A 20,890-nucleotide genomic window follows, 5' to 3' on the forward strand; every position below is an offset into this window, starting at 1 on the left:
ATGGGAAGGCCTAAGCAGCTTAATTATTATTAAGCTTTGTAACTAATTCAATAAATCAAGTAGGTCATCTTTTGACAATGAACCTGCAACAGCGCTGTCGGGCTTGATCAGGGTTTTGGCGATATCCTTTTTTGATTGCTGCATCACCATGATCTTCTCTTCGATAGTGCCGGGGCAAATAAGCCTTACCGCCACAATTTTTTTATCCTGGCCTATGCGGTGACAACGATCTATGGCCTGGTTTTCGACAGCCGGGTTCCACCACGGGTCGACGAGGTAAACATAATCTGCTTCTGTTAAATTAAGACCGGTACCACCAGCTTTTAGGCTAATCAGGAACACCCTGATGCCGGGATCGTTTTGAAACTCATTAACTACTTGCTCCCGTTTGCGGGTTTGACCGGTGAGGTATGAGAAGCGAATCTCACGGGGTATCAATTCCGTGCGGATAAGATCAAGCATGGAAACAAACTGCGAAAATATGAGGATCTTATGCTGATGCTTTTTGCTTTCTATTTCCTCAATCAGCGTTTCCAATTTGGCCGATGCATCACCGGGCATTTTTTCGCCTTTTATGAGCATCGGCGAATCGCAGATCTGTCTCAATTTGTTTAACCCTTTTAATACGTTCATCGGGCTTTTTTTTAGCTCCTCATTTGTTGTGGCCGAAATGTACTCTCTAAATTCTTTTTCGTATGAGTCGTAAATATGACGCTGCTCCTGCTTCATTTCGCAATACAGCACCATTTCGGTTTTTTCGGGCAGTTCTGTTGCAACCTGCTGTTTAGTACGCCGAAGTATAAAAGGCCTTACTTTTTCCTGTAGTTCGGCCGCGCGTTTGCTGCCTTTGAATTTATCGATAGGAACAGCATAAATATCCTTAAAATATTGCTTGCTCCCCAATAGACCGGGGCAGGCAAATGATAGCTGGCCATACAAATCGAACGTATTATTTTCTATCGGAGTGCCCGTTATCGTAATTTTATTGCGCGATTTCAGGAGCCTTACAGCCTTGTAACGCTGCGATTCGGGATTTTTTATATTCTGCGATTCATCGAGAAAAATATAGTTGAAATTGAAATCCTTTAAAAAATTAATGTCTGACAGTAACGTGCCGTAGGAGGTAAGCACTATCTCATACTGGTGCAGGTGTTTAGTATGCTTAAGCCGTTCAGCACCGTAAATGGTATGGATGCTTATAGAAGGCGCAAATTTTTGTACCTCCTGCTGCCAGTTAAACAGGAGCGAGGTTGGCACTACAACAAGGTTGGTATTGTTTTCGGTTTTGCTGCGCTGTAAAAGGATAAAGGCAATCACCTGGAGACTTTTGCCCAGACCCATATCATCGGCAAGGCAACCACCTAAATTAAAATTATCCAAAAAGTTTAACCAGTTTAATCCCTGGTGCTGATAAGCGCGAAGCGTTCCGTTTAATCCGGGAGGAACCGGTACTTCATCAATGGTTTCTGTACCGGTAAGTTTTTTGTTGTATATCGCAAGTTCGTTTCGCACATCCTCGTCAAGCATTTCCTCGTCGTAATATTGCTGTATAGCTGTATAATTACTTTTTGAGGTGTGCAGTGTATCATCATCAGCAATCTCCCCCGAATTAAAATAATCGGTGAATTTCTCTATCCATTCGGTGGGTAAAATTCCCCGGGTTCCATCATCAAGGCGTACATACTTGCTTTTATTTTTTACAGCCTGGTGAACCTGTTTTAACGAAGCTCTTCTTTTGCCAAATTTTATATCGATAACTGTATTGAACCAGTTAATCCCGCTCACTACGTTGATGGTTATCTTTACTTTATGAGGGTTCAGCTTGTTGCCTTCCAGTTCGTTAAAGCCAAGTATTTCGATATTGTGGTTATGCCATTCGTCAAATACATTTAAAAACCATTCTTCATCTAAAAAGTGCCTTTTATGCAGGTAGAAGTAGTCGAGGCCGTTATCCAGTTGTTCATTAAAATAAGGATGTTGTTTTACAAGCAGAGCTGTAAAGGCTATTTCCTCATCATCGCGCCGTTTAACTAAAAATTGGTTGCCTTTTTCGTCGGTTCCGTAGATCTGCTTTTGCGTGCGGATAGGAATCTCGGCCTCGCCATAACGCAGCACGGGGATGATCATTACATGAGCGCCAAAATCCGACAAATAAATGATCTTTTCGGCAGGTTGATCAAAGCCCTCTTTTATTATCTGTTCGTGTGTTGCAGGCTTAATGTAAGTGTAATCAATGCGGAGTTTGCTTTCCAGCTTATTAAGCAAGTGTGATTTTAATTCTGCAAACTTACTCTTATGCACCTGCAGGCTACCCTGTTTCTTTTTCAGCAAATCAATGATATTCAATACCTGCAGGCTTTCAATAAGATAAAGCACATTGCCTATGCCGATAAAATAGGTATACCTGATATCAAGATCTTTAATATCATACAGCAAACCATCTATATTAAAAATACCGCTTATTTCATAAAACTCATCCCAGGTATTTACTTTTAGCTCCAGGTCACTTTTTAAATTTTTAACCAATACAGGGTTTATCGAGCCAGCTGTTACTTTATCCGAAACAGTGTTGTCATGCGCGTAAAAACTGTAGGCCAATGGGTTTTTAACAATGGCTTTTAGTGCTGCGATACCCGCAGCAGTTCTTTGTGTGTTAATATGATTTTGAAACTTGTGTACCCCGGTAAAAAATTTGAGCTGTTGTGCGTCATTCGTTTCCCAGATCAGGTCTAAAGGAGCTATAGGCACAAGGGGGTTCTTGATTTTTCCATCTTTGGTGCTTTGTGCGGTGTATAGTTCAACAAATAAATATTTATAGTATTTATGCTGCTTTAGTACGATACAGGTTGTTTTATCAGTGTCCTCGCCGGGCTGCCCAACCGGTTCAGAAATGTCATTAACTATAATGCTTTGCAAATTGGCAAGGCTCTCTTTGGTAATGGCTGTTAACGCGGCGGAGCGGGGAACTATCTCGAAATTTTTCGACAGTGATCTTACCTCGAAAAACCTGTCGAGATCAGGCTCTTCTTCAAGCCCGTAATCGACCGCTGCTTTTTTTAGTTTTGTATGCCGTAGTTCATCATCAAAAAACACCCTAAACTCATCACGCTGTGTTATAGCAGAGAGTACCTGGGCCTGGTGTTCGCAAAGCTTATTACCTGTTGCATGGCATCCGCAGGAAAGTGCCAGCTGCCCTTCGTGGCTGGTGACAACTACCTCAGGAAAAGCTACTGTGCCCGATTGGTTAGTAAAAGCCCCATGGTTAGTTTCCAAATGTTTGGCCAGTATTTGCCTGTAGCTTTGTTTATCAAAATAAATGCTGACGGCTGCATGAGCGGCAATAACACTTTCACTAAGGTCGGTTATGGTTGCGCCTTTGATGATGACATTATGGTTGCTTTCACCTTCCTGATAGCTGATTATCCTGATCACTCGTACATTGATGTGTTACCCGGTAAATATCATAACAATTATATAAAAGAAGATAATTACCAACGCATTTTCGTGAACTATGTAACAATTATATTCTTTATCAAATATTTACCTTTAGTAAACCTATCTGCCTTAATTTAGCCACTTAGTTCAGTACTATGAAGTATCCAAAATTCTTATTGCATCTATCCATATTAGCAATTTCTTTTTCCCTTTATGCCTGCCATACCGTTTCTGGCAACAAACAAACCTCCGATAATGAACAGGTTAATATGCATAGCGCTTATGATGACAGCACACTAAACCGCCATATACTACCGGTTTTAATGCCTTACAACCGTATTATTGATCCGGCAGGAACAGTGATCTCATTTGGTGACGCTGCTGATGAAAATCATAGCATGGATGTAAGGCTGATCCCCGGCACCAGGTTTATCGCTGTCGAAGACCGGTATGGGCTTACTATAATCGATACTGTAGCTAAGAAAGTAACCACCCGCTGGACCTATAAACAAGATACCCGCTACCGCGAACTTACAAGCACTTACTCCGGCTTAAAAGTTGTGAATATTGACAATCAAACTCAAATATATTGGAGCGCCGCGGCAGGCAAGGGTAAGGATTCAAAATCATACGTTTTCCAGGCCATCTGGAAAGATGGCAACATCAGCATACAAAACACTTTCAATTTTAAAGCTGAAGGTGAATCGCCATTGGCATTACCTAACGATTTAGCCATCAATAAAGAAAATGGCATAAATTATTTATATGTAGTTTTAAACGGAAATAACCAACTGGCAAAGATCAATTTAACTGATAATAAAACCGTTTGGATAAGATCAACCGGTGTTGCACCCTATGGACTGACGATTGCAAAGAATAAGATATTTTTAACCAATTGGGCCGGCCCGCAAGCTATTGATACATTGAAGCGTGAAACAGCGGGCGTACCCTATGGTAAGGCTTATGTCGATCCCAAAACCGGGGCAACAGTGCAGGGTACAGTAATGGTTATGGATTTGGCTAAGGGAGATGTGATCAAAGAAATTCCTGTGGGGCTGCATCCTAATGCCATTATCAATAGCGCTGATGAAGCTTTTGTTTATGTGGCGAATGGCAATAGTGACATGGTATCGGTAATCTCGACAAGTTCATTACAAAATGTAGCAGCGATTGATGTTAAATTAAATCCCGGTAAAAAAAGTTATATAGGTGATACGCCCAATGCGTTAGCTATAAATAACGATGGCACAATACTTTATGTAGCAAATGGTTTAGATAATGCTGTTGCCGTTGTTAAATTGGGTAGTAAAACATCTCTTAAAGGAACCGGCAATAACGAAGTGAAAGGCTTTATTCCAACCGAAGCATACCCCGGCGGCCTGGCTGTTGACGGCAATAATTTATTTGTAACCAACCTGGAAGGAGAAGGCTCGAGGGTAAGTGCCGATGAGATAGGTAAAAGCAATTTAAAAGGTGATTTACCCTTGGGATCAGACGTTACAGCTTACAACTCGCATCATTCAAAGGCTACGGTATCAATGATAGCCATTCCCGATGATGCTTTGCTTAAAAAGTATACTCAAAAAGTCCAAAACCTAAATCTCAGTTTCCGCCAGCAGATAGCGCAGCTGCTGCCCCGTAAAAACATTGCGCCTAAACCCATACCTGAGCGTATTGGCGAGCCTTCGGTTTTTAATCATGTACTTTATATTATCAAAGAAAACCGAACCTACGACCAGGTTTTGGGCGATATGCCTGAAGGTGACGGCAATAAATCGCTTTGTATTTATGGTGATAGTGTTACCCCCAATCAACATAATTTGGCGCGCAACTTTTTATTGCTTGATAATTATTATGCCTCTGGAAAATGCTCTGCCGAAGGGCACCAGTGGACTGACGCAGCGATGGTTACCGATTATGTTGAAAAAAGCGTACGCTCCTGGTTTAGGAGTTATCCGCATGTGCAGGAGGATGCTTTGGTTTATGACGGGAACGGTTTTATCTGGAATAATGCCGCCGATCACGGCAAAACGGTCAGAATTTACGGTGAAGCCTGCGCTGTACATTTTGATGATAAGTTAAGCTGGAGCGATATTTATAACAATTACACAGCAGGTAAACCATTCGCTTTTAAAAATACCAGCACTATTTCTCGGGTGAGGCCAATGCTGTCACAAAATTTCCCGGGATCCGACGAGCATAAGATCAATGAACAGTTAAGGGCCACCGCTTTTATTAAAGAGCTACATGAATATGAGCAAAAGCCCGGCGACCAGTTACCGCAACTGATGATCATGGCCCTATCGGCCGATCATACGGTAGGCACCCGGCCAGGCTACCCGACACCTGATGCTATGGTAGCTGATAACGACCTGGCGCTTGGCCGGATTGTTGAGGCGATTTCAAAAAGCCGTTTCTGGAAAAATACGGTAATATTTGTCACCGAAGATGATTCACAGGCTGGGTGGGACCATGTGTCCGCTTATCGTACTACAGGGTTTGTGATCAGTCCTTATAGCAGGTTGCAGCACAAGGTGAGTAAAAACTATAATCAAACCTGTGTAGTACGTTCTATTGAGCAAATATTGGGTTTACCACCAATGAATATCATCGATGCTACTGCATTACCTATGTTTGAATGTTTTACCGGTAAACCATCACTATACACTTATACCAGTTTAAAAAACAGGGTGCCGATTAATAAAATCAACCAGCCTTTTTCTGCGCTAAAAGGCTCGGCTTTGCATTTTGCACAGTTATCATCGAGGCCCGAATATGACCATATTGACGGTGGTAATGACGATGTGATGAACAGGATACTATGGTTTGCAGCCAAAGGCAAAAAAGTTTATCCTGCTAAACTGGCCGGCAAAGATGAAGACGATGATGATTGATCGGGAAAATAGCTAGGTTTAATCTCTCTTCCACAGGTTATCTGTATCATATTATATGGATGCTTAGAGCTCGCTTTCTTAACCAGATAGCGAGTTTTTTTATACCTGATTGGCTTAAATTTCTATTGATCGATTAATTGTTTTATGCGTAAAAATACGGGAAACTCTTCTGAAAATTCCGTGAAATTACGTGGTCATTTATGCACGATATTACTTTATCTTTATTGCAAACCTCGTCAACGCCTGCAAACAATTAATCAATTAATTTTTCAACCTAACCAAAAAAGTTATGAAAATTTCTGCGCTTGATGAGAACGGCGCACCAGTCGACTGGTGGTTTATCTACAAAGTTCCTCAACTTGACGGAGGTGTGGGTAATGACAAAGCTACAGGGTACGAATATGTTTATTACGACTCAACTATCGATGCCAATACCGACGCCCGAAAAAGGACGATTACCAAGTCTCCCAATGTTTTGAATGGCGATAAAGGAGCACTCAACCTGACTATGGACTCCGTGTTCAAAAACATTAAATCACCGGCTCCGAGTACCGGATGGGTTCTTTATAATGACGAGATGCCCGAAAGTGCCAATAAACATGATGATGGCACCAAAGGGCATACTAAGGGAGTATTGGCATTTGATACCGAATCTAAAACTGCATTTTGGTTACTTCACTCATGGCCGAAATTTGCAGACCCTGGTGCCATCAAAGATCCTACTCCCAAATACGGGCAAACCTATTTGTGCATTTCATTGGATTTGGATACCGCTAATCTTATTGCCAAACAGATGCTGAACCACCAGGAGCCGCAAATCTATCTTCATAATACCGCTAATCTGCCCGCAACTGCCGAGTTGCATTCGCTGACACAGCCTTTGGCGAGCCACCCGATTGCTCTGGGCGACTCCATTGATTTAAAGTCTATTGGCGGTATGTCATTCAAAGTTATAGCCAAGAACCGTGAATGGAATAAAGATTTTTGGAACGAATTGGTAGGGCCTATCCTAAACGATGATTTAGACATTGAAACCTGGATCCGCGGTCCTATTCCTCCTATCGCTGATAGCGATGGTATTCATAAAACTTTTGATATCAAGTATATCAATTTAGGTTTCATGGGCGCACACTGGGCCTGGCCCGAAACACATGACCATGCCAAATGGGGAGTCACATTGCATGACCCCTGGATTTGTGTTGGCGATATCAACCGCATGATTTCGCAAAGGAGGCGCGGCGGCTGTACAATCGCGTTTCAAAATCAAACTTTGTGGTCGGGTTTATCCAAAACAAGTTTACTTTTAGCGCCCCCGGGGCATAACAGGACCGAAGCGCACGTTCTGATCCAAAAAACACATCACCTTCATGCGGAAGCACCATTGAGGGAACAGCAGTAAACGATAAGAGTAACACAAATCTTGGAGCAAACTATTCGTGAGCAAGGCAAACCAAAATGTATCAGGGTAGATAAAGGGCCCGAATTCAACAGCAAAGGGTTCAAGGATTGGTGCGAGAGTAAAGATTTTACAGTTCAATTTACCCAGCCAGGCAAGCTAATGCAGAACGGCCATATCGAACGCTTTAACAGAAACTTTAGGGGAAACATCTTGGAATGCTTACCTATTTAAAGATATTCATCGGGTACAGTTTTAACCGATAAATGGATGGAAGATTACAATTACCGTAGGCCGCATGAAGCACTGTGACACATAACTCCTGACCTGTACAAGCTGCTAAACCGTTGAGATATTGGAAACTCGATCAGGTTTCCAATATCTCAACGGTTACAACAACAATGATAATTATATTTTTGAATCAATAAGTCTACAAACACCAGTCCGAACTAAGGGCGGGTTACATTGTAAGTGTGAAAGCAAAGGTTTTGATGCAAAGAAAGGATAAAAGGGATAAAAAGGCATATCATAGCTGACACGTTGGGGATGATTCTTGCAGTGGTGGTTCAAGGCGTATAGGTTCAGTTTAGGGCGGTAACGGGGCTATGGATGTCGTGGATAAACTCTTTTCACCTTGAAATGGGATTTAATTAGCTTTTACCTTTCTTAGCCAACGAATCTCTTTTCGCTTCTTCCAACTTTTTCTTTTCCAGGAAAAAACAATGTGCAGCGCAAGCGTGAAGCTTATAGTTTCGGTGAGCATAGCCCCAGCTATGACCTTTGGGGTCAAGTATCTCACATTTTGCTTCGTCAACGTTCTTTAACTGCAATATTTCTTCGCCATTATTGTTGTAATAATTGCCGTTTTTTGCAGCCTTGCCGAGCTTGTTGCCTTTGGCATCTATAACGTTGCCGTCGCGGTCGATAAAATACAATTTGTGGCCCTGGTTGTCATTAACAATGTTGTCTTTGGTGATGTAACCAAGTTTTGTACCGGCGTGGTTATGTATACCGCCTTTGCCATCAATGGTGATAAAATTATACTTGGTTGAATCTTTTGCTTTTTGAGCAAATGCACCCGCCGCAAACACTATAATTGCCGCAACGGTGAGTAGGTGTTTTAGCTTTTTCATGATGAGAGTTTTTTACAAAGAAAGCAACCACCCATCGTTAAAAGTATGACTGCCAACGTTGTAAAAAATGATATTGCTCATAAAAGGTATTTGATTTTGTTGCTTTTCTTTCAATCACGTTGATAACTATCTGGGTAAATTACTCCGCAAGCTGTTAACTGTCATTTATTGTACAAATATTGGTCATGAAAAATGCGATATAGTTTCCGTTAATTCGTAACACTTTAATCATCATTTATGTTAACGATAGATAATTACCTGGAATCCCATTATATCCATAGGAGTAACTGGCTGCGGGCTGCAGTTTTAGGTGCCAACGACGGGATCATCTCCATCTCGAGTCTTGCGATCGGCGTTGCGGCAGCAAGTAGTACCAGAGAGCCTATTGTTTTGGCTACAGTTGCCGGCCTGGTTGCAGGTGCGTTGTCCATGGCCGCAGGCGAATACGTTTCCGTTAGTTCGCAGACGGACACAGAAAAGGCGGACATAAAACGCGAGGAGATGGAACTCCGGGAGATGCCGGAAGATGAGCTCAGGATACTGGCGCAGATTTATGAGAAACGGGGACTGAAAAAAGAAACTGCCATGCAGGTGGCAAAGGAATTGACGGAAGCAGACGCACTAGGCACGCACATCCGTGATGAACTTGGAATTAATGAGATCAGCCAGGCCAAACCAATACAAGCTGCATTAGCGTCCGGGGCGTCTTTTACAGCAGGCGGTGTGCTGCCACTGCTGGTGATCCTGCTTTCTCCGGTCAAACTAATGGAATATTACCTGTATGGGTTCACGATTATTTTCCTAATCATATTGGGTGCCATAGCAGCAAGAACCGGAGGTTCAAACATTGGTAAAGCAATTTTACGCATCACGATATGGGGAACACTGGCGATGGGACTATCTGCAATAGTCGGTTATTTATTTGGTGTGAAAATTTAGGCATACATTATGAAAGCAATAAAAAAAATACTCCTTGCGCTATTGGTGATACTGGTCGCAATCCAATTCATCCACCCAAAGAAAAATATTTCTTCCGGGCCCTATGCCAATGGCATAGATAAACACTATACCGTGCCTAAGGATGTTCAGGCTGTGCTAAAGCGGAGCTGTTACGATTGCCATTCAAACAATACCTATTATCCCTGGTACAATAACATCCAGCCGGTGGCCTGGCTGCTTGCACATGACGTTAATGAAGGTAAGGAGGAAATTAATTTCGACGAATTTAACAACTATAGCCTTTCCCAAAAACGGCATAAGTTAAGCGATCTTTCCAAAGAGGTGAAGGAGGGAGAAATGCCAATGAGCATTTATACAGTAATTCATCGCAATGCCGTTCTTTCACAGGTCGAAAAGCAAAGGCTTATTACCTGGGCCGATAGCCTGAAGGGTACATTGAATTAACAGCTGTGCAACCGGCATCTACCCAATGGAAGTGTTATTTATATATCCCGGATAATAGACCTACATGAAATTTTTAACGCGGACTGTCTGGATTCTCTCTTTTATAAGTTTGCTGACGGATGTTGCCAGTGAGATGCTTTATCCTATTATGCCCATTTATCTGAAGAGTATAGGCTTTTCTGTATTATTAATTGGCATATTAGAGGGGATTGCCGAGGCTACCGCAGGATTGAGCAAGGGTTATTTTGGAAAGGTGTCTGACAGTAGCGGAAGACGTGCCCCATTCATCCGCCTGGGCTATACGTTAAGCGCTTTGTCAAAACCCTTGATGGCCGTAACTATTTTTCCGGTATGGATCTTTCTTGCCCGCACTGTTGACCGCCTGGGAAAAGGAATAAGAACCGGTGCACGAGATGCCCTGTTGTCTGATGAAGCCACGCCAGATACAAAGGGGCGTGTATTTGGCTTTCATCGTTCGATGGACACAATAGGAGCTGTGGCCGGCCCTTCGCTGGCATTATTGTATTTATATGTTTATCCTACCAGTTATAGCCCTTTGTTCCTGCTGGCATTTATTCCCGGAGTATTGGCTATAGGCTTGTCATTTTTTTTAAAAGACAGCAAAGCAAAGCCAAAAGAGAATGAGGCTACAGTTTCATTTTTCTCTTTTTTACAATACTGGAAAACCAGCCCCGCCAGTTACCGAAAGCTGGTTGGCGGATTATTGATGTTTACTTTGTTCAACAGTTCTGATGTATTCCTTCTGTTGAGGATAAAGCAGGCCGGACTAAGTGACACGGCCACAATAGGGATGTATATTTTTTACAATATAGTGTACGCTATTGCAGCTTTTCCGCTTGGTATACTGGCAGACAGGATAGGCCTGAAGAAAGTATTTATTACCGGACTACTACTTTTTGTGGTGGTGTATAGCGGCATGACGGTAACCGGGGTTTGGTACTGGTATGGCCTCCTATTCTTTATGTATGGCCTGTATGCGGCCGCGACTGAAGGTATATCTAAGGCTTGGATAAGCAATATCACTGAAAAGAACGATACAGCAACCGCCATTGGAACTTATACAGGATTCCAAAGCATCTGCACAATGTTGGCCAGCACACTTACCGGTTGGTTATGGTTCCGGTTCGGGGCCGGGCCTGCATTTACAGTTTCAGCTTTAATGACGCTGATTGTTGCTTTTTATCTTTCACGGGCCACGGCTGAACCTTGGAAAGCTGTTGGGTAAGGTATATATTAACGGATTCTTTCCTCTTGCTATCGTGTAGTTGAAATTGTATAGTCAATTGAAAATCAGTTGTTTTAGTTAATATGTCCAATTAAGAATATAGCCTATGTGCCGGCGTACAGTAAGCAATTGTACTTCATTTATTATCATAAAATAATTTTATATGATTCATTTAATATATAAATAAAAATTAATAAATATTTCTTTTCAGTTTTGCAGCGTATTCATCAAAACAAGAACGAAATGCAATCGAAAACAAATGCCCAGCCAATTAATTTAAAAAATCTTAAAAAATCACCCGCCAATTTATTCAACCAGCTAATAAATATTTTCTTGTCGGTTTTGTGCCTGTTCTCAATCGTATTGTTGGCCACAACTACCAATAAGAATCTACCCTGGTGTTACTTTGGAATATTTAAGATCAAAGCATTCACGCTCTTGATATGGTCGGTTGTTAGTTTTTTCAGTGCCATTATCAGTGTTTACAGCTCCACATACCTCAAGGGCTTTAAGTATCATTCCCGCTTTACGGGCCTGTGCCTGGGATTTACGTTGTCAGTAATGATATTTGTCACTTGTGATCATATCATTGCATTGTCGCTCGCCTGGTTTACGATGGGTTTTTTTATGGCAAGGCTGATCGGTATAATCAACGGATGGCCCGAAGCCAGGCAGGCAGCCGGGTTTGCACAAAAGTATTTTTTGTGCTCTGGCGCAGCGCTGACTGCAGGGGTGTTAATACTTGGTTTTGCAACAAACAATTTTACGTTAAGCGGTATTACAGCGACACTAAACAGCCTTCCAAAAGCTGTTTGGCTTTCCTCTTCCATTTTGATCATCACTGCCGCCCTGATACAATCCGCTATTTATCCCTTTCACCGCTGGCTGCTTTCGGCGATGACCGCACCAACACCGGCTTCAGCACTGATGCACGCCGGTTTTGTTAACGGCTCAGGTATTCTGCTCACCCTGTTTGCCCCCGTGCTTTTAAAAGCGGACGCACTTTCAATTCTTTTTGTCACAGGCGGGATAACTGCGATCGCAGCCCAGTTCAGCAAATTACTGCAGACCAGTATCAAGCAAAAACTGGCCTGTTCCACTATCGCCCAAATGGGGTTTATGATTATGCAATGCGGACTTGGTTTTTTTAATGCTGCGGTGACCCACCTGATCCTGCACGGCTTTTATAAGGCTTATCTATTTCTTTCCTCTGGAGAACAGGTACAGGTTTCCGCACCTGGCAAACCGTTGGCGATAAAAATCAGTCCCCAACATGCAGTGGCTGTGTTAATTGCCGGCATCCTTGGAGCCGGCTGTTTCGCTATACTAACTGGAAAAGGCATCATTATCAATAGCGGTATTTTTTTAACGCTTATCGTGGCTATAACCGTAGGACAGGCAACTTATAATATCGTTAAGCAGCAGTCGCTTTCGGTCGGGCGTAAAATTTACCTGCCGGTGCTGCTATACTCTGCCGGTATGGGCAGTTATGCCCTAATCTATAATGGTCTGAGCAGGGTCATGAGCGATATGCCGGATGTTGAAAGCCCGACTGCGTTATCGCCCCTACATATACTGTTTGGTTTAATTTTCCTGTCGGGCTTTTTTGTCATGAAGTTAGGCATATATAAAAAATGGTCCTGGCTTTACGTAAAATTATTGAACGATTCACAGCCCTACAAAAAAACCATCTTACTATCAAAAAACCAATCCCTATGATCAGATCTGAATTTACGGCCGCAATAAAAGAGGCCTCCGCCGTGGTTGACAAAACCTGGCCTTTATACGGCTTTGTGACCGCTAACCCGCTGTCCGGCTATGAACACCTGCCGTTTGGAGAGGCTGTTATGGAGGCTAAAAGAACATTGCAGGTATTAGCTCTACCCGGTGCGGCCATGTTTCGCCAAGCTTTTATGTCCGGAGAAATTGATTACCAAATCCTTGCTGAAAAGCTGGCAGAAAGTGGTCGTTACCAGAAACCCGAGTACTACCTGGAAGAAATGGATGTAACCAGTTGTCCGCACCGGACCAACGAGACCCATGAGCTCGACAGGATCACCGCCAAATGGCTCAGCGTATTTATGGATGAAGGTATGGCGGAATGGGAAATGCCGGGCAGATCAGCGGGCTTTTTTACAGCCTGGCGGAGAATCGCGCTTCATGACAGTGAGTTGCGTAATTTTTCAATTCATACGATGCCCCACACCGCGGTTGAAACGCTCCGCGTTATCTTGAAGGGATGCAGTGCGGAGGAACAAACAGCTATCTTCAAATATCATTTGTCGGCGCTGCCGGGCTGGACCGGCTATATCAAGTACCGTATGAGCGAGTGCCCGCCATGGCAGCAGCAGAACCCAGTTACGCTGGAAGATTACCTGGCTGTCCGTCTTTGGCTAGCGGAACAGATCAACGGGGGAATTCGATCTGAAGAAAAAATTGCGGAAGACGAACAGGCAGTTTCCGAATTGCAGCTGATCTGGCTCGCAGCCTGGGAAAGCAGCTGGCAGAAAAGGCTGGCCGGCAGGCTTCAGGAAAATCTGATGAGCCTTAAATCTGTGAGTAAACTAAGTAAAAGCACTTTGGCGCAAATGGTATTTTGCATCGACACCAGGTCGGAGCCAATCAGGAGGCATATTGAAGCCAAAGGACAATACGAAACCTTCGGTTATGCCGGCTTTTTTGGCATTGCCACCAATTACTGCGACCCGGCCAGCGGACTGATCCGCAAGTCATGCCCGCCGATCCTGGACTCCGCGTACATGATCACAGAATCGGCGCTAAAGGAAAAATCAGCTGAGCTGGCACAATATCAGCAGCAGAAGAACTACCAGGGTTTCATCAGCTTCCTTAGCCAGCGCCTGAAAAACATGCTGCCTTCGGCTTTCGGTTATGTAGAGGGAACAGGTCTTTTTTATGGTTTTAGCCTGATTCGAAGGACGTTTTTCCCATCTGTCGCAAAATCACGTACAGACAAATCAGCGGATCAATATGAAAATAGTTGCGTACCGCAGTTAAAGAAAAATCAGGGAGATTACACCGAGGACGGGATAAAGCTGAAAGAAAGGGCTTTAATTGTTAAGACAGCTTTTGACCTGCTTGGCTGGAAGGAATTTGCACCACTGGTTATCTTTGCCGGCCACGCTGGTCAATCAGCTAATAACCCGTTTAAATCGAGCCTCGACTGCGGTGCCTGTGCGGCGAGTCCGGGACGTCATAATGCCCGTATGCTGGCTGAACTGGCCAATCAAGCCGATGTAAGAACTTTCTTAAAGAGTGACTGCGGGATCTCCATTCCCGCCGGCACTTTTTTTGTTGGTGCCGAACACAATACAGCAACCGATGAACTTGTTATTTTCGATTCCGAAGCACCGGCATCTCATCTATCGATGCTAAAACAGATAAAGCAAGATCTTGCCGATGTCCAGCGAATTGCGACAAGCGAACGGCTGGGATCATTGAACGGACTTGATGCGGCTCGTAAAAAAGCGAGTAACTGGGCAGAAACCAGGCCCGAATGGGGACTTGCCGGCAATGCAGGATTTATCGTGGCACCGCGCGACCTGACCAGGGGCATGAACCTTGAAGGCAAGTGCTTTCTGCATTCCTACGATTGGGAAGCCGATGAACAGGGATTGTTCCTGGAGATGATCATGCAGGGCCCGATGGTGGTCACTCAATGGATCAACAACCATTACTATTTTTCCACCGTTGATAACGAACGCTTTGGCGGGGGATCAAAAATTACCCATAATGTCACAGGGAATTTCGGTGTCGTACAGGGAAACGGCGGAGATCTGAAATCCGGTCTGCCCCTGCAGTCCGTCAATAGTTCCGATAATATTATTTATCACCATCCTCTGCGATTGTCGGTGCTTATTCAAGCGCCGGTCTCGCGGATAGCGGAGATACTGTTAAGAAATGATCATATAAAGAACCTGGTCGACAACAAGTGGATCTACCTGATGGTCATGGATCCTTTGTACGGTAACCAAATCAGTTTATATCAGTATGACTGCAGCTGGACCGTCATCAATACTGAGGAATGGTCGGATTTGCTTGCATAATCATCACATCATGAACAAACGATCAGCCGCGCTGTTCAAGGGGAGGAAACTGGTTATAGCGACTATGCATGGTAAAGAAAAAGTCATTGCCCCATTACTGGAAAAGGCGCTGGGTGTAGAAGCCTTACTGCCCGAAGGGTTCAATACTGACCGGTACGGTACATTTTCCGGCGAGATCGAACGGGAAAAAGACCCGCTGGAAACCGCCAGGACAAAGTGCTTGGACGCCTGTAGGATGACGGGCTGTACACTGGCGGTGGCGAGTGAAGGATCTTTCGGTGCGCATCCCACAATCTTTTTCATACCAGCCGATGACGAGATCATGGTATTTATGGACCTTGAAAATGACATCTATGTCAGGGCAAGAGTAGTAAGCCCTAAAACAAATTTCGGCGGAAGCAAATTCGCAGACTGGCCGGATGCTGTTAAGTTTGCCCATATCGCGGGTTTTCCTGCCCATGGTCTGATCCTGAGAGGTCCGCAGCGATCCGATACGCTGAAAGGAATCCAGAGCTGGGAGATTCTTGAAACAAATTTTGAAACCCATCTGAAAAATTACGGAGAAGTATTCCTGGAGACCGATATGCGTGCGATGTACAACCCAACGCGCATGCAGGTTATTGCTGAGGTCGCGGCAAAGTTGGTTGAAATCATATTACGGACCTGCCCCCGGTGCCAGTTTCCCGGATTTGACGTCATCGAGGTCAAACCAGGTCTGCAATGCAGTCAATGCGGCCTGCCGACAAAAAAAACGCTGTCCCACCGTTACCAATGCAAAAAATGCCTGCATAGCGTTTTAAAGCTTTATCCCTTTGGAGAAGAAACTGAAGACCCGCAGTATTGCGACTATTGCAATCCCTGATCATCATGTAAAGACACACCTAAACAATTAATCAATTTCAACATGAAGCATATACCCCTCTCTCCGGCAATGGCCAGGGGCATTGAAATCTCAAATAGCGGCAGTGTCATCGCTATTCCCACTGAAACAGTGTATGGCCTGAATGAAAAAGCAGTAGCTGAAATATTTGAGCTGAAACGAAGGCTGGCTTCCCCCTGATCGTTCCTATCGCGTCGTCTGCAAAGCCGGCCGATGTCGCGGTTGAAGTCCCTCAGCTTGCGACGTACCTGACGGAAGCATTCTGGCCCGGACCTTTGACCCTGGTTTTTGAAAAAACATCCTTTGATAGACGACGGAAAAGCCCCCTGCCGGTAACATGCGAGAACCTGTAGCGCAGAGTCGTGCATAGGAGCGACAAAGAGGGCACTTGCCGCTGCCGGAAAAAATGCTGACCGGTTACATTTGCTGCACACTTCCACTTTGGAGGAGGCGCTGCTTTTGGACAACAAGCATGTACGTGAAAAGCATATCACTGCGGAGGCCTGACTGCCCCATTTATATTTCTCAGATCAGGATTATGATCGACCGGGGAACATCAAAAAGTGGAACCCGGCGGTCAAAAAGTGTTAGCCGGTCACCTGGGCATGATCGCGACCGATCATGCGCCGCACCTGCCGGCGGAAAAACAAGGCAGCTACCTGGATGGAAAAGCGGAGGGCGCTTGTACGGCATGCGCTGCAGATGATGATGGAACTATATCACCAGGGGAAAATCAGACTGACGGAAATCGTAAAGAAGAAAAGCCATCATGTTGCTGAAGTTTACCGAATTCTGGACCGGGCGTATATCCGGGAGTGATATTACGCAGATCTCGTACTGGCAGGCCCGGATTTGCCGGCCACAGTTACAGCAGGATCCGTTCTATTACAAGTGCAGCTGGACGTCTTTGTAGGACGAAACCTTTCAAAGCACGAGTAAGCCATACCTGGATAAACGGCAGGCTGGCTTTTCATAACAGAAAGTTTGACCATAGTGCAAAGATGCGCCTTGTTTTTAAAAAAGGTCCGATAGTATTCAGGCCTCCAGCTGCGCTACATACTGCTCGAACCAGGAAAATTTCTCATGGATGATCCTGGTCTTTTCTTTCTGCAGGTGCAGCAGAAAAGCTGCTGCTACAGGAGAAAAGGCTTTGCTTTTAAGCCATATCATTTTCCAGACCGAATTCAGCGGAAGCCCTTTGACCGGAATGATCTTAACTTCACCATTGATAAGTTCGTTCTTGATGCCGATCAGCGGCATGATCGCATAGCCAAGGCCCGCGATGACCGCCTGCTTTACCGCTTCATTAGATGTCAGCTCCATTTTTTTTCTGACCTTAAGGTTATGAGCGGAAAGGTATCTTTCCATGGTGTGCCGGGTGCCTGAGCCCTCTTCACGGTAAATGATCGGAAGTTGTTCCAATATATGATGCGTACTGCCTTTTGATGATTCCGTATCTTTTCCGCCTACCAGATACAATTTATTCTGCATCAGCTCTGTGGCGTCTACCATCAGCTTATCGGGCAATACCGATACCAGCGAAAAATCGACTTCATTTTTTTCCAGGCTTTCGATCACACGTGCTTTATTGGTTACGTCCAGCACCAATTCGATGCCCTGGTGTTGCTTTAAAAAATCAGAAAGGAAATAAGGAATAACGTATTTTCCGGTCGAGACTACCGACAACTTTAGCCTGCCGGTAAGCTGGCCTTTGTAGGCTTGGGTCTTATAGTTGATCGCGTGAACCTCAGCGAGGATCTTTTCAGCCGCTACAGCGATCTCCGCACCAAAATCCGTCACGTATAACTGTCTTCCAATGACCTCAGTAAGCGGTATCTCAAACTGGTCCTGCAGATTCTTCAGCTGGATGGATACGGCGGGCTGTGTCAGATGAAGTTCTTCAGCAGCCTTGGTGATACTCATCGTCTGTGTGATCTTCAAAAATATTTGTAACTGGTGCAGGGTATATTGCATAATTGATTATAGAAGTAAGAAAAAATGAATAAGAACCATTAACACAAAACTGCTGCTTGGTTAAAATTGATATTTTTTAAGTGATGAACGAAACTGGACATATCTTCTTCAAGTTAACTTATAAAAAATATTAATACATAAAATTACAAATATAAATGAAAATTTATGATTTGCAATCCCGAATTTTGTTGAAATAAATTAAAAGCGTATGACAACAATTACTGTAGCTAAAGGTGACGGAATAGGCCCCGAGATCATGGACGCCACTTTATCCATCACTCTGGCAGCAGGTGCAAAAATCGAAATCCAAGAGGTATCGGTGGGTGAGCAAGTATATTTATCAGGAAATACTTCGGGGAATGTATCTATACAGGCGACTGTAGTTACACAATGACTCGTTGATATCCGGCATATTATCGGGAGAATATCCTGTAAATTTCCAATAAATTCAATCATACATGAAGAAAATATAAATAACTATTAAACATATCAATTAAAAAATTAAATCATGTACGGCAAAAAAAGTTATCCGCTTATTTCAGGCAAATTCAACTCCAATGAGGCCTTGTCTATCATTATGAGTTTTTATAATCATAAAATAAATTACCATAATATTCAGCTTCTAGGTGCCATGGAACATAATGACAGTTCCGTTAGCGCCATTGAACAAAAATTAAAAAGCTTGCAAAACACCCGGGAAGAAATAAGAAAACTTTTAACAGATGGCATTGAAGGCGACCATCAGGTAGAAGTGATGGGATATATCGAAATTGATTTAAATTCTTAGTCCTATGTCTGACAATTCCCAGGCATCTATAAGAAGTGCAGGAAAAAAGCTTTTTCAACTTATCAACCTGGAAAGAAAGGAAGTTGGGCAGATATACTTTTTTGCGACCCTAACCGGAATGATTCAGCTTTCGCTACCCTTAGGTATACAAGCAATAATCGGTATGCTTTTTGGCGGTGTATTATCTGCATCATTAGTAGTGCTCATTTCGTTTGTCGTAGGAGGTGTGCTGCTAAACGGCATGATACAAGTGTTGCAAATGCGGGTAACAGAAAGTATCCAGCAGCGTATTTTCACACGCCTAACCTTCGCTTATGCATATCGCATACCCCGTATCGATCTTTTGAGCGTTGACAGCTATTATCTTCCCGAACTCGTAAACCGCTTTTTTGATACAGCAAGTTTGCAGAAAGGGCTTTCTAAACTGTTGCTTGATATCCCCGCAGCTTCTATTCAGATATTGTTCGGTCTGGTTCTGTTAAGTTTCTACCACCCGGTTTTCATCATATTAGGCCTGATGTTGCTGGCCATAGTTTGCATGATATTTTATTTTAGCAGCCATAAAGGCTTTACCACCAGTATGGAAGAAAGCGAGTACAAGTATGAGGTTGGCCACTGGCTGGAAGAGATCTCACGGGCCATCAAGACCTTCAAGTATTCACAGAAGCATCAGTTGCACATCAAAAGAACCGACGAACTTACGGTCGGGTATCTTGATGCACGTAGCGCGCACTTTAAGGTACTTGTATTTCAATACCGGGCGTTAATAGCGTTCAAAGTCATCATCACAGCCGCCATGTTAATAATTGGCACGCTGCTGTTCCTGAAACAGCAGATTAACCTTGGCCAGTTCATAGCTTCGGAGATCATTATTATTGCCGTACTCAACTCGGTAGAGAAATTGATTATCAGCCTGGAAACGCTGTATGATGTGCTTACTTCGATTGAAAAGTTGGACAAGGTTTTGCAAAAACCGCACGATATTGAATTAAGCACCGCAACTGCCGGAAATATCGATCTTAATCAGCCTTTAACGATCGCTGTTCAAAACCTAAGCTTTTCTTTTAACCATCGCAAACCTGTTATTGATCAGCTGACTTTTGAAGTTAAACCAGGAGAGAAAATTTGCATCAACGGGAAAGAAGGTTCCGGCAAAACCACCCTGCTGCGGATAATCGCCGGGTTATACAGCGGTTACAGCGGACAAATTTTGATCAACGGCCTGCCACTTCAAAACATACCTGCCGAAGTTTGGCGCTCCCGTGTGGCGATATTTTTTGCAAGGGAAGAATTATTCAGCGGCACGCTTTGGGATAATCTTACCCTGGGTAACGAGCAATCAGACTTTACGTTTGTCGCAGATATTTGTCAGCTAGTAGGCTTACAACTTTTTATCGACGCGAACGCAAATGGCTATCAAACAGTGCTTCACCCGCAGGGTCAAAAGCTTTCTTACAGCGTAATACAAAAAATATTATTGGCAAGATGCTTTCTATTAAAACCGGCAATTCTCGTTATGGAAAACGGCTTGCAGGGGATAGAAACCGAAAACCGAAGGCTGATAATTGATAAACTCATCAATGATAAAAGTTTTAGTCTGATCGCCATATCTGACTCGGAAGAGTTCTCCGGCGTATGTGATAAGCTAATTACACTGAATACATAAACTGATAAATA

At 43.7% G+C, this 20,890-nt stretch carries 18 protein-coding genes; 15 read left to right on the top strand and 3 right to left on the bottom strand.

Annotated features, from left to right (window positions below):
• Positions 1-42 precede the first annotated feature (42 nt).
• Entirely contained in the window at positions 43-3,432 is a 3,390-nt protein-coding gene (locus BLS28_RS03485; RefSeq protein ID WP_256337331.1) for a DEAD/DEAH box helicase, read from the bottom strand.
• 158 nt (positions 3,433-3,590) lie between these two features.
• Between BLS28_RS03485 and BLS28_RS03495 the strand changes: the two genes are divergently transcribed.
• The 3 genes from BLS28_RS03495 (at position 3,591) to BLS28_RS31520 (ending at position 7,959) form a co-directional block, all read left to right on the top strand.
• Positions 3,591-6,329, top strand: coding sequence for a bifunctional YncE family protein/alkaline phosphatase family protein (locus BLS28_RS03495; protein ID WP_091162880.1), 2,739 nt, complete (start codon positions 3,591-3,593; stop codon positions 6,327-6,329).
• A 289-nt stretch (positions 6,330-6,618) separates the two neighbouring features.
• On the top strand, positions 6,619-7,728 hold the full coding sequence (locus BLS28_RS03500; protein ID WP_091162881.1) for a deoxyribonuclease II family protein: 1,110 nt from the start codon (positions 6,619-6,621) through the stop codon (positions 7,726-7,728).
• 21 nt (positions 7,729-7,749) lie between these two features.
• Entirely contained in the window at positions 7,750-7,959 is a 210-nt protein-coding gene (locus BLS28_RS31520; RefSeq protein ID WP_176844356.1) for a TnsB C-terminal domain-containing protein, read from the top strand.
• A 416-nt stretch (positions 7,960-8,375) separates the two neighbouring features.
• Here BLS28_RS31520 and BLS28_RS03510 read toward each other — a convergent pair whose 3' ends face one another.
• Entirely contained in the window at positions 8,376-8,858 is a 483-nt protein-coding gene (locus tag BLS28_RS03510) for a 5-fold beta-flower protein (protein ID WP_091162883.1), read from the bottom strand.
• A gap of 237 nt (positions 8,859-9,095) precedes the next feature.
• Between BLS28_RS03510 and BLS28_RS03515 the strand changes: the two genes are divergently transcribed.
• The 9 genes from BLS28_RS03515 (at position 9,096) to BLS28_RS03545 (ending at position 17,231) form a co-directional block, all read left to right on the top strand.
• Positions 9,096-9,797: a VIT1/CCC1 transporter family protein gene (locus tag BLS28_RS03515; RefSeq protein ID WP_091162884.1), complete on the top strand. Its 702-nt coding sequence runs from the start codon at positions 9,096-9,098 to the stop codon at positions 9,795-9,797.
• A gap of 9 nt (positions 9,798-9,806) precedes the next feature.
• The gene (locus BLS28_RS03520; protein ID WP_091162885.1) at positions 9,807-10,262 is read left to right on the top strand and encodes a heme-binding domain-containing protein; all 456 of its coding nucleotides are present in this window, start codon (positions 9,807-9,809) and stop codon (positions 10,260-10,262) included.
• Positions 10,263-10,326: 64 nt separating this feature from the next.
• Positions 10,327-11,508, top strand: coding sequence for an MFS transporter (locus tag BLS28_RS03525; RefSeq protein WP_091162886.1), 1,182 nt, complete (start codon positions 10,327-10,329; stop codon positions 11,506-11,508).
• 561 nt (positions 11,509-12,069) lie between these two features.
• Positions 12,070-13,227 (top strand): proton-conducting transporter transmembrane domain-containing protein, encoded by a 1,158-nt coding sequence (locus BLS28_RS03530; RefSeq protein WP_256337332.1) that lies wholly within the window; start codon positions 12,070-12,072, stop codon positions 13,225-13,227.
• On the top strand, positions 13,224-15,572 hold the full coding sequence (locus tag BLS28_RS03535; RefSeq protein WP_091162946.1) for a DUF2309 domain-containing protein: 2,349 nt from the start codon (positions 13,224-13,226) through the stop codon (positions 15,570-15,572). The genes BLS28_RS03530 and BLS28_RS03535 overlap by 4 nt, the downstream gene beginning before the upstream one ends.
• 10 nt (positions 15,573-15,582) lie before the next feature.
• Positions 15,583-16,434 carry a DUF6671 family protein gene (locus tag BLS28_RS03540; protein WP_218134336.1) on the top strand — a complete coding sequence of 284 codons (852 nt, stop codon included), beginning with the start codon at positions 15,583-15,585 and terminating at the stop codon, positions 16,432-16,434.
• A 42-nt stretch (positions 16,435-16,476) separates the two neighbouring features.
• Complete coding sequence (locus tag BLS28_RS30460) at positions 16,477-16,632, top strand: Sua5/YciO/YrdC/YwlC family protein (RefSeq protein ID WP_143020683.1); 156 nt, start codon at positions 16,477-16,479, stop codon at positions 16,630-16,632.
• A gap of 8 nt (positions 16,633-16,640) precedes the next feature.
• A complete protein-coding gene (locus tag BLS28_RS31525) occupies positions 16,641-16,805 on the top strand; it encodes a hypothetical protein (protein ID WP_369596618.1) in 165 nt (54 codons plus the stop codon).
• A gap of 210 nt (positions 16,806-17,015) precedes the next feature.
• Positions 17,016-17,231 (top strand): hypothetical protein, encoded by a 216-nt coding sequence (locus BLS28_RS03545; RefSeq protein WP_091162888.1) that lies wholly within the window; start codon positions 17,016-17,018, stop codon positions 17,229-17,231.
• A gap of 256 nt (positions 17,232-17,487) precedes the next feature.
• On the opposite strand, the gene BLS28_RS03550 is transcribed toward BLS28_RS03545, so the two are convergent.
• Entirely contained in the window at positions 17,488-18,426 is a 939-nt protein-coding gene (locus BLS28_RS03550; RefSeq protein WP_091162889.1) for a LysR family transcriptional regulator, read from the bottom strand.
• A gap of 208 nt (positions 18,427-18,634) precedes the next feature.
• Between BLS28_RS03550 and BLS28_RS03555 the strand changes: the two genes are divergently transcribed.
• The 3 genes from BLS28_RS03555 (at position 18,635) to BLS28_RS03565 (ending at position 20,879) form a co-directional block, all read left to right on the top strand.
• Positions 18,635-18,820: an isocitrate/isopropylmalate family dehydrogenase gene (locus BLS28_RS03555; protein ID WP_091162890.1), complete on the top strand. Its 186-nt coding sequence runs from the start codon at positions 18,635-18,637 to the stop codon at positions 18,818-18,820.
• A 114-nt stretch (positions 18,821-18,934) separates the two neighbouring features.
• On the top strand, positions 18,935-19,213 hold the full coding sequence (locus tag BLS28_RS03560) for a hypothetical protein (protein WP_091162891.1): 279 nt from the start codon (positions 18,935-18,937) through the stop codon (positions 19,211-19,213).
• Positions 19,214-19,217: 4 nt separating this feature from the next.
• On the top strand, positions 19,218-20,879 hold the full coding sequence (locus BLS28_RS03565; protein ID WP_091162892.1) for a peptidase domain-containing ABC transporter: 1,662 nt from the start codon (positions 19,218-19,220) through the stop codon (positions 20,877-20,879).
• The last annotated feature ends 11 nt before the right edge of the window (positions 20,880-20,890 follow it).

The sequence above is a fragment of the Mucilaginibacter gossypii genome, assembly GCF_900100945.1.
GTDB lineage: Bacteria > Bacteroidota > Bacteroidia > Sphingobacteriales > Sphingobacteriaceae > Mucilaginibacter > Mucilaginibacter gossypii.

Coding starts and splice junctions, on each gene's coding strand:
- BLS28_RS03495 (WP_091162880.1), top strand. CDS start 3,591: ATGAAGTATCCAAAATTCTTATTGCATCTATCCATATTAGCAATTTCT.
- BLS28_RS03500 (WP_091162881.1), top strand. CDS start 6,619: ATGAAAATTTCTGCGCTTGATGAGAACGGCGCACCAGTCGACTGGTGG.
- BLS28_RS03510 (WP_091162883.1), bottom strand. CDS start 8,858: ATGAAAAAGCTAAAACACCTACTCACCGTTGCGGCAATTATAGTGTTT.
- BLS28_RS03515 (WP_091162884.1), top strand. CDS start 9,096: ATGTTAACGATAGATAATTACCTGGAATCCCATTATATCCATAGGAGT.
- BLS28_RS03520 (WP_091162885.1), top strand. CDS start 9,807: ATGAAAGCAATAAAAAAAATACTCCTTGCGCTATTGGTGATACTGGTC.
- BLS28_RS03525 (WP_091162886.1), top strand. CDS start 10,327: ATGAAATTTTTAACGCGGACTGTCTGGATTCTCTCTTTTATAAGTTTG.
- BLS28_RS03530 (WP_256337332.1), top strand. CDS start 12,070: ATGATATTTGTCACTTGTGATCATATCATTGCATTGTCGCTCGCCTGG.
- BLS28_RS03535 (WP_091162946.1), top strand. CDS start 13,224: ATGATCAGATCTGAATTTACGGCCGCAATAAAAGAGGCCTCCGCCGTG.
- BLS28_RS03540 (WP_218134336.1), top strand. CDS start 15,583: ATGAACAAACGATCAGCCGCGCTGTTCAAGGGGAGGAAACTGGTTATA.
- BLS28_RS30460 (WP_143020683.1), top strand. CDS start 16,477: ATGAAGCATATACCCCTCTCTCCGGCAATGGCCAGGGGCATTGAAATC.
- BLS28_RS03550 (WP_091162889.1), bottom strand. CDS start 18,426: ATGCAATATACCCTGCACCAGTTACAAATATTTTTGAAGATCACACAG.
- BLS28_RS03555 (WP_091162890.1), top strand. CDS start 18,635: ATGACAACAATTACTGTAGCTAAAGGTGACGGAATAGGCCCCGAGATC.
- BLS28_RS03560 (WP_091162891.1), top strand. CDS start 18,935: ATGTACGGCAAAAAAAGTTATCCGCTTATTTCAGGCAAATTCAACTCC.
- BLS28_RS03565 (WP_091162892.1), top strand. CDS start 19,218: ATGTCTGACAATTCCCAGGCATCTATAAGAAGTGCAGGAAAAAAGCTT.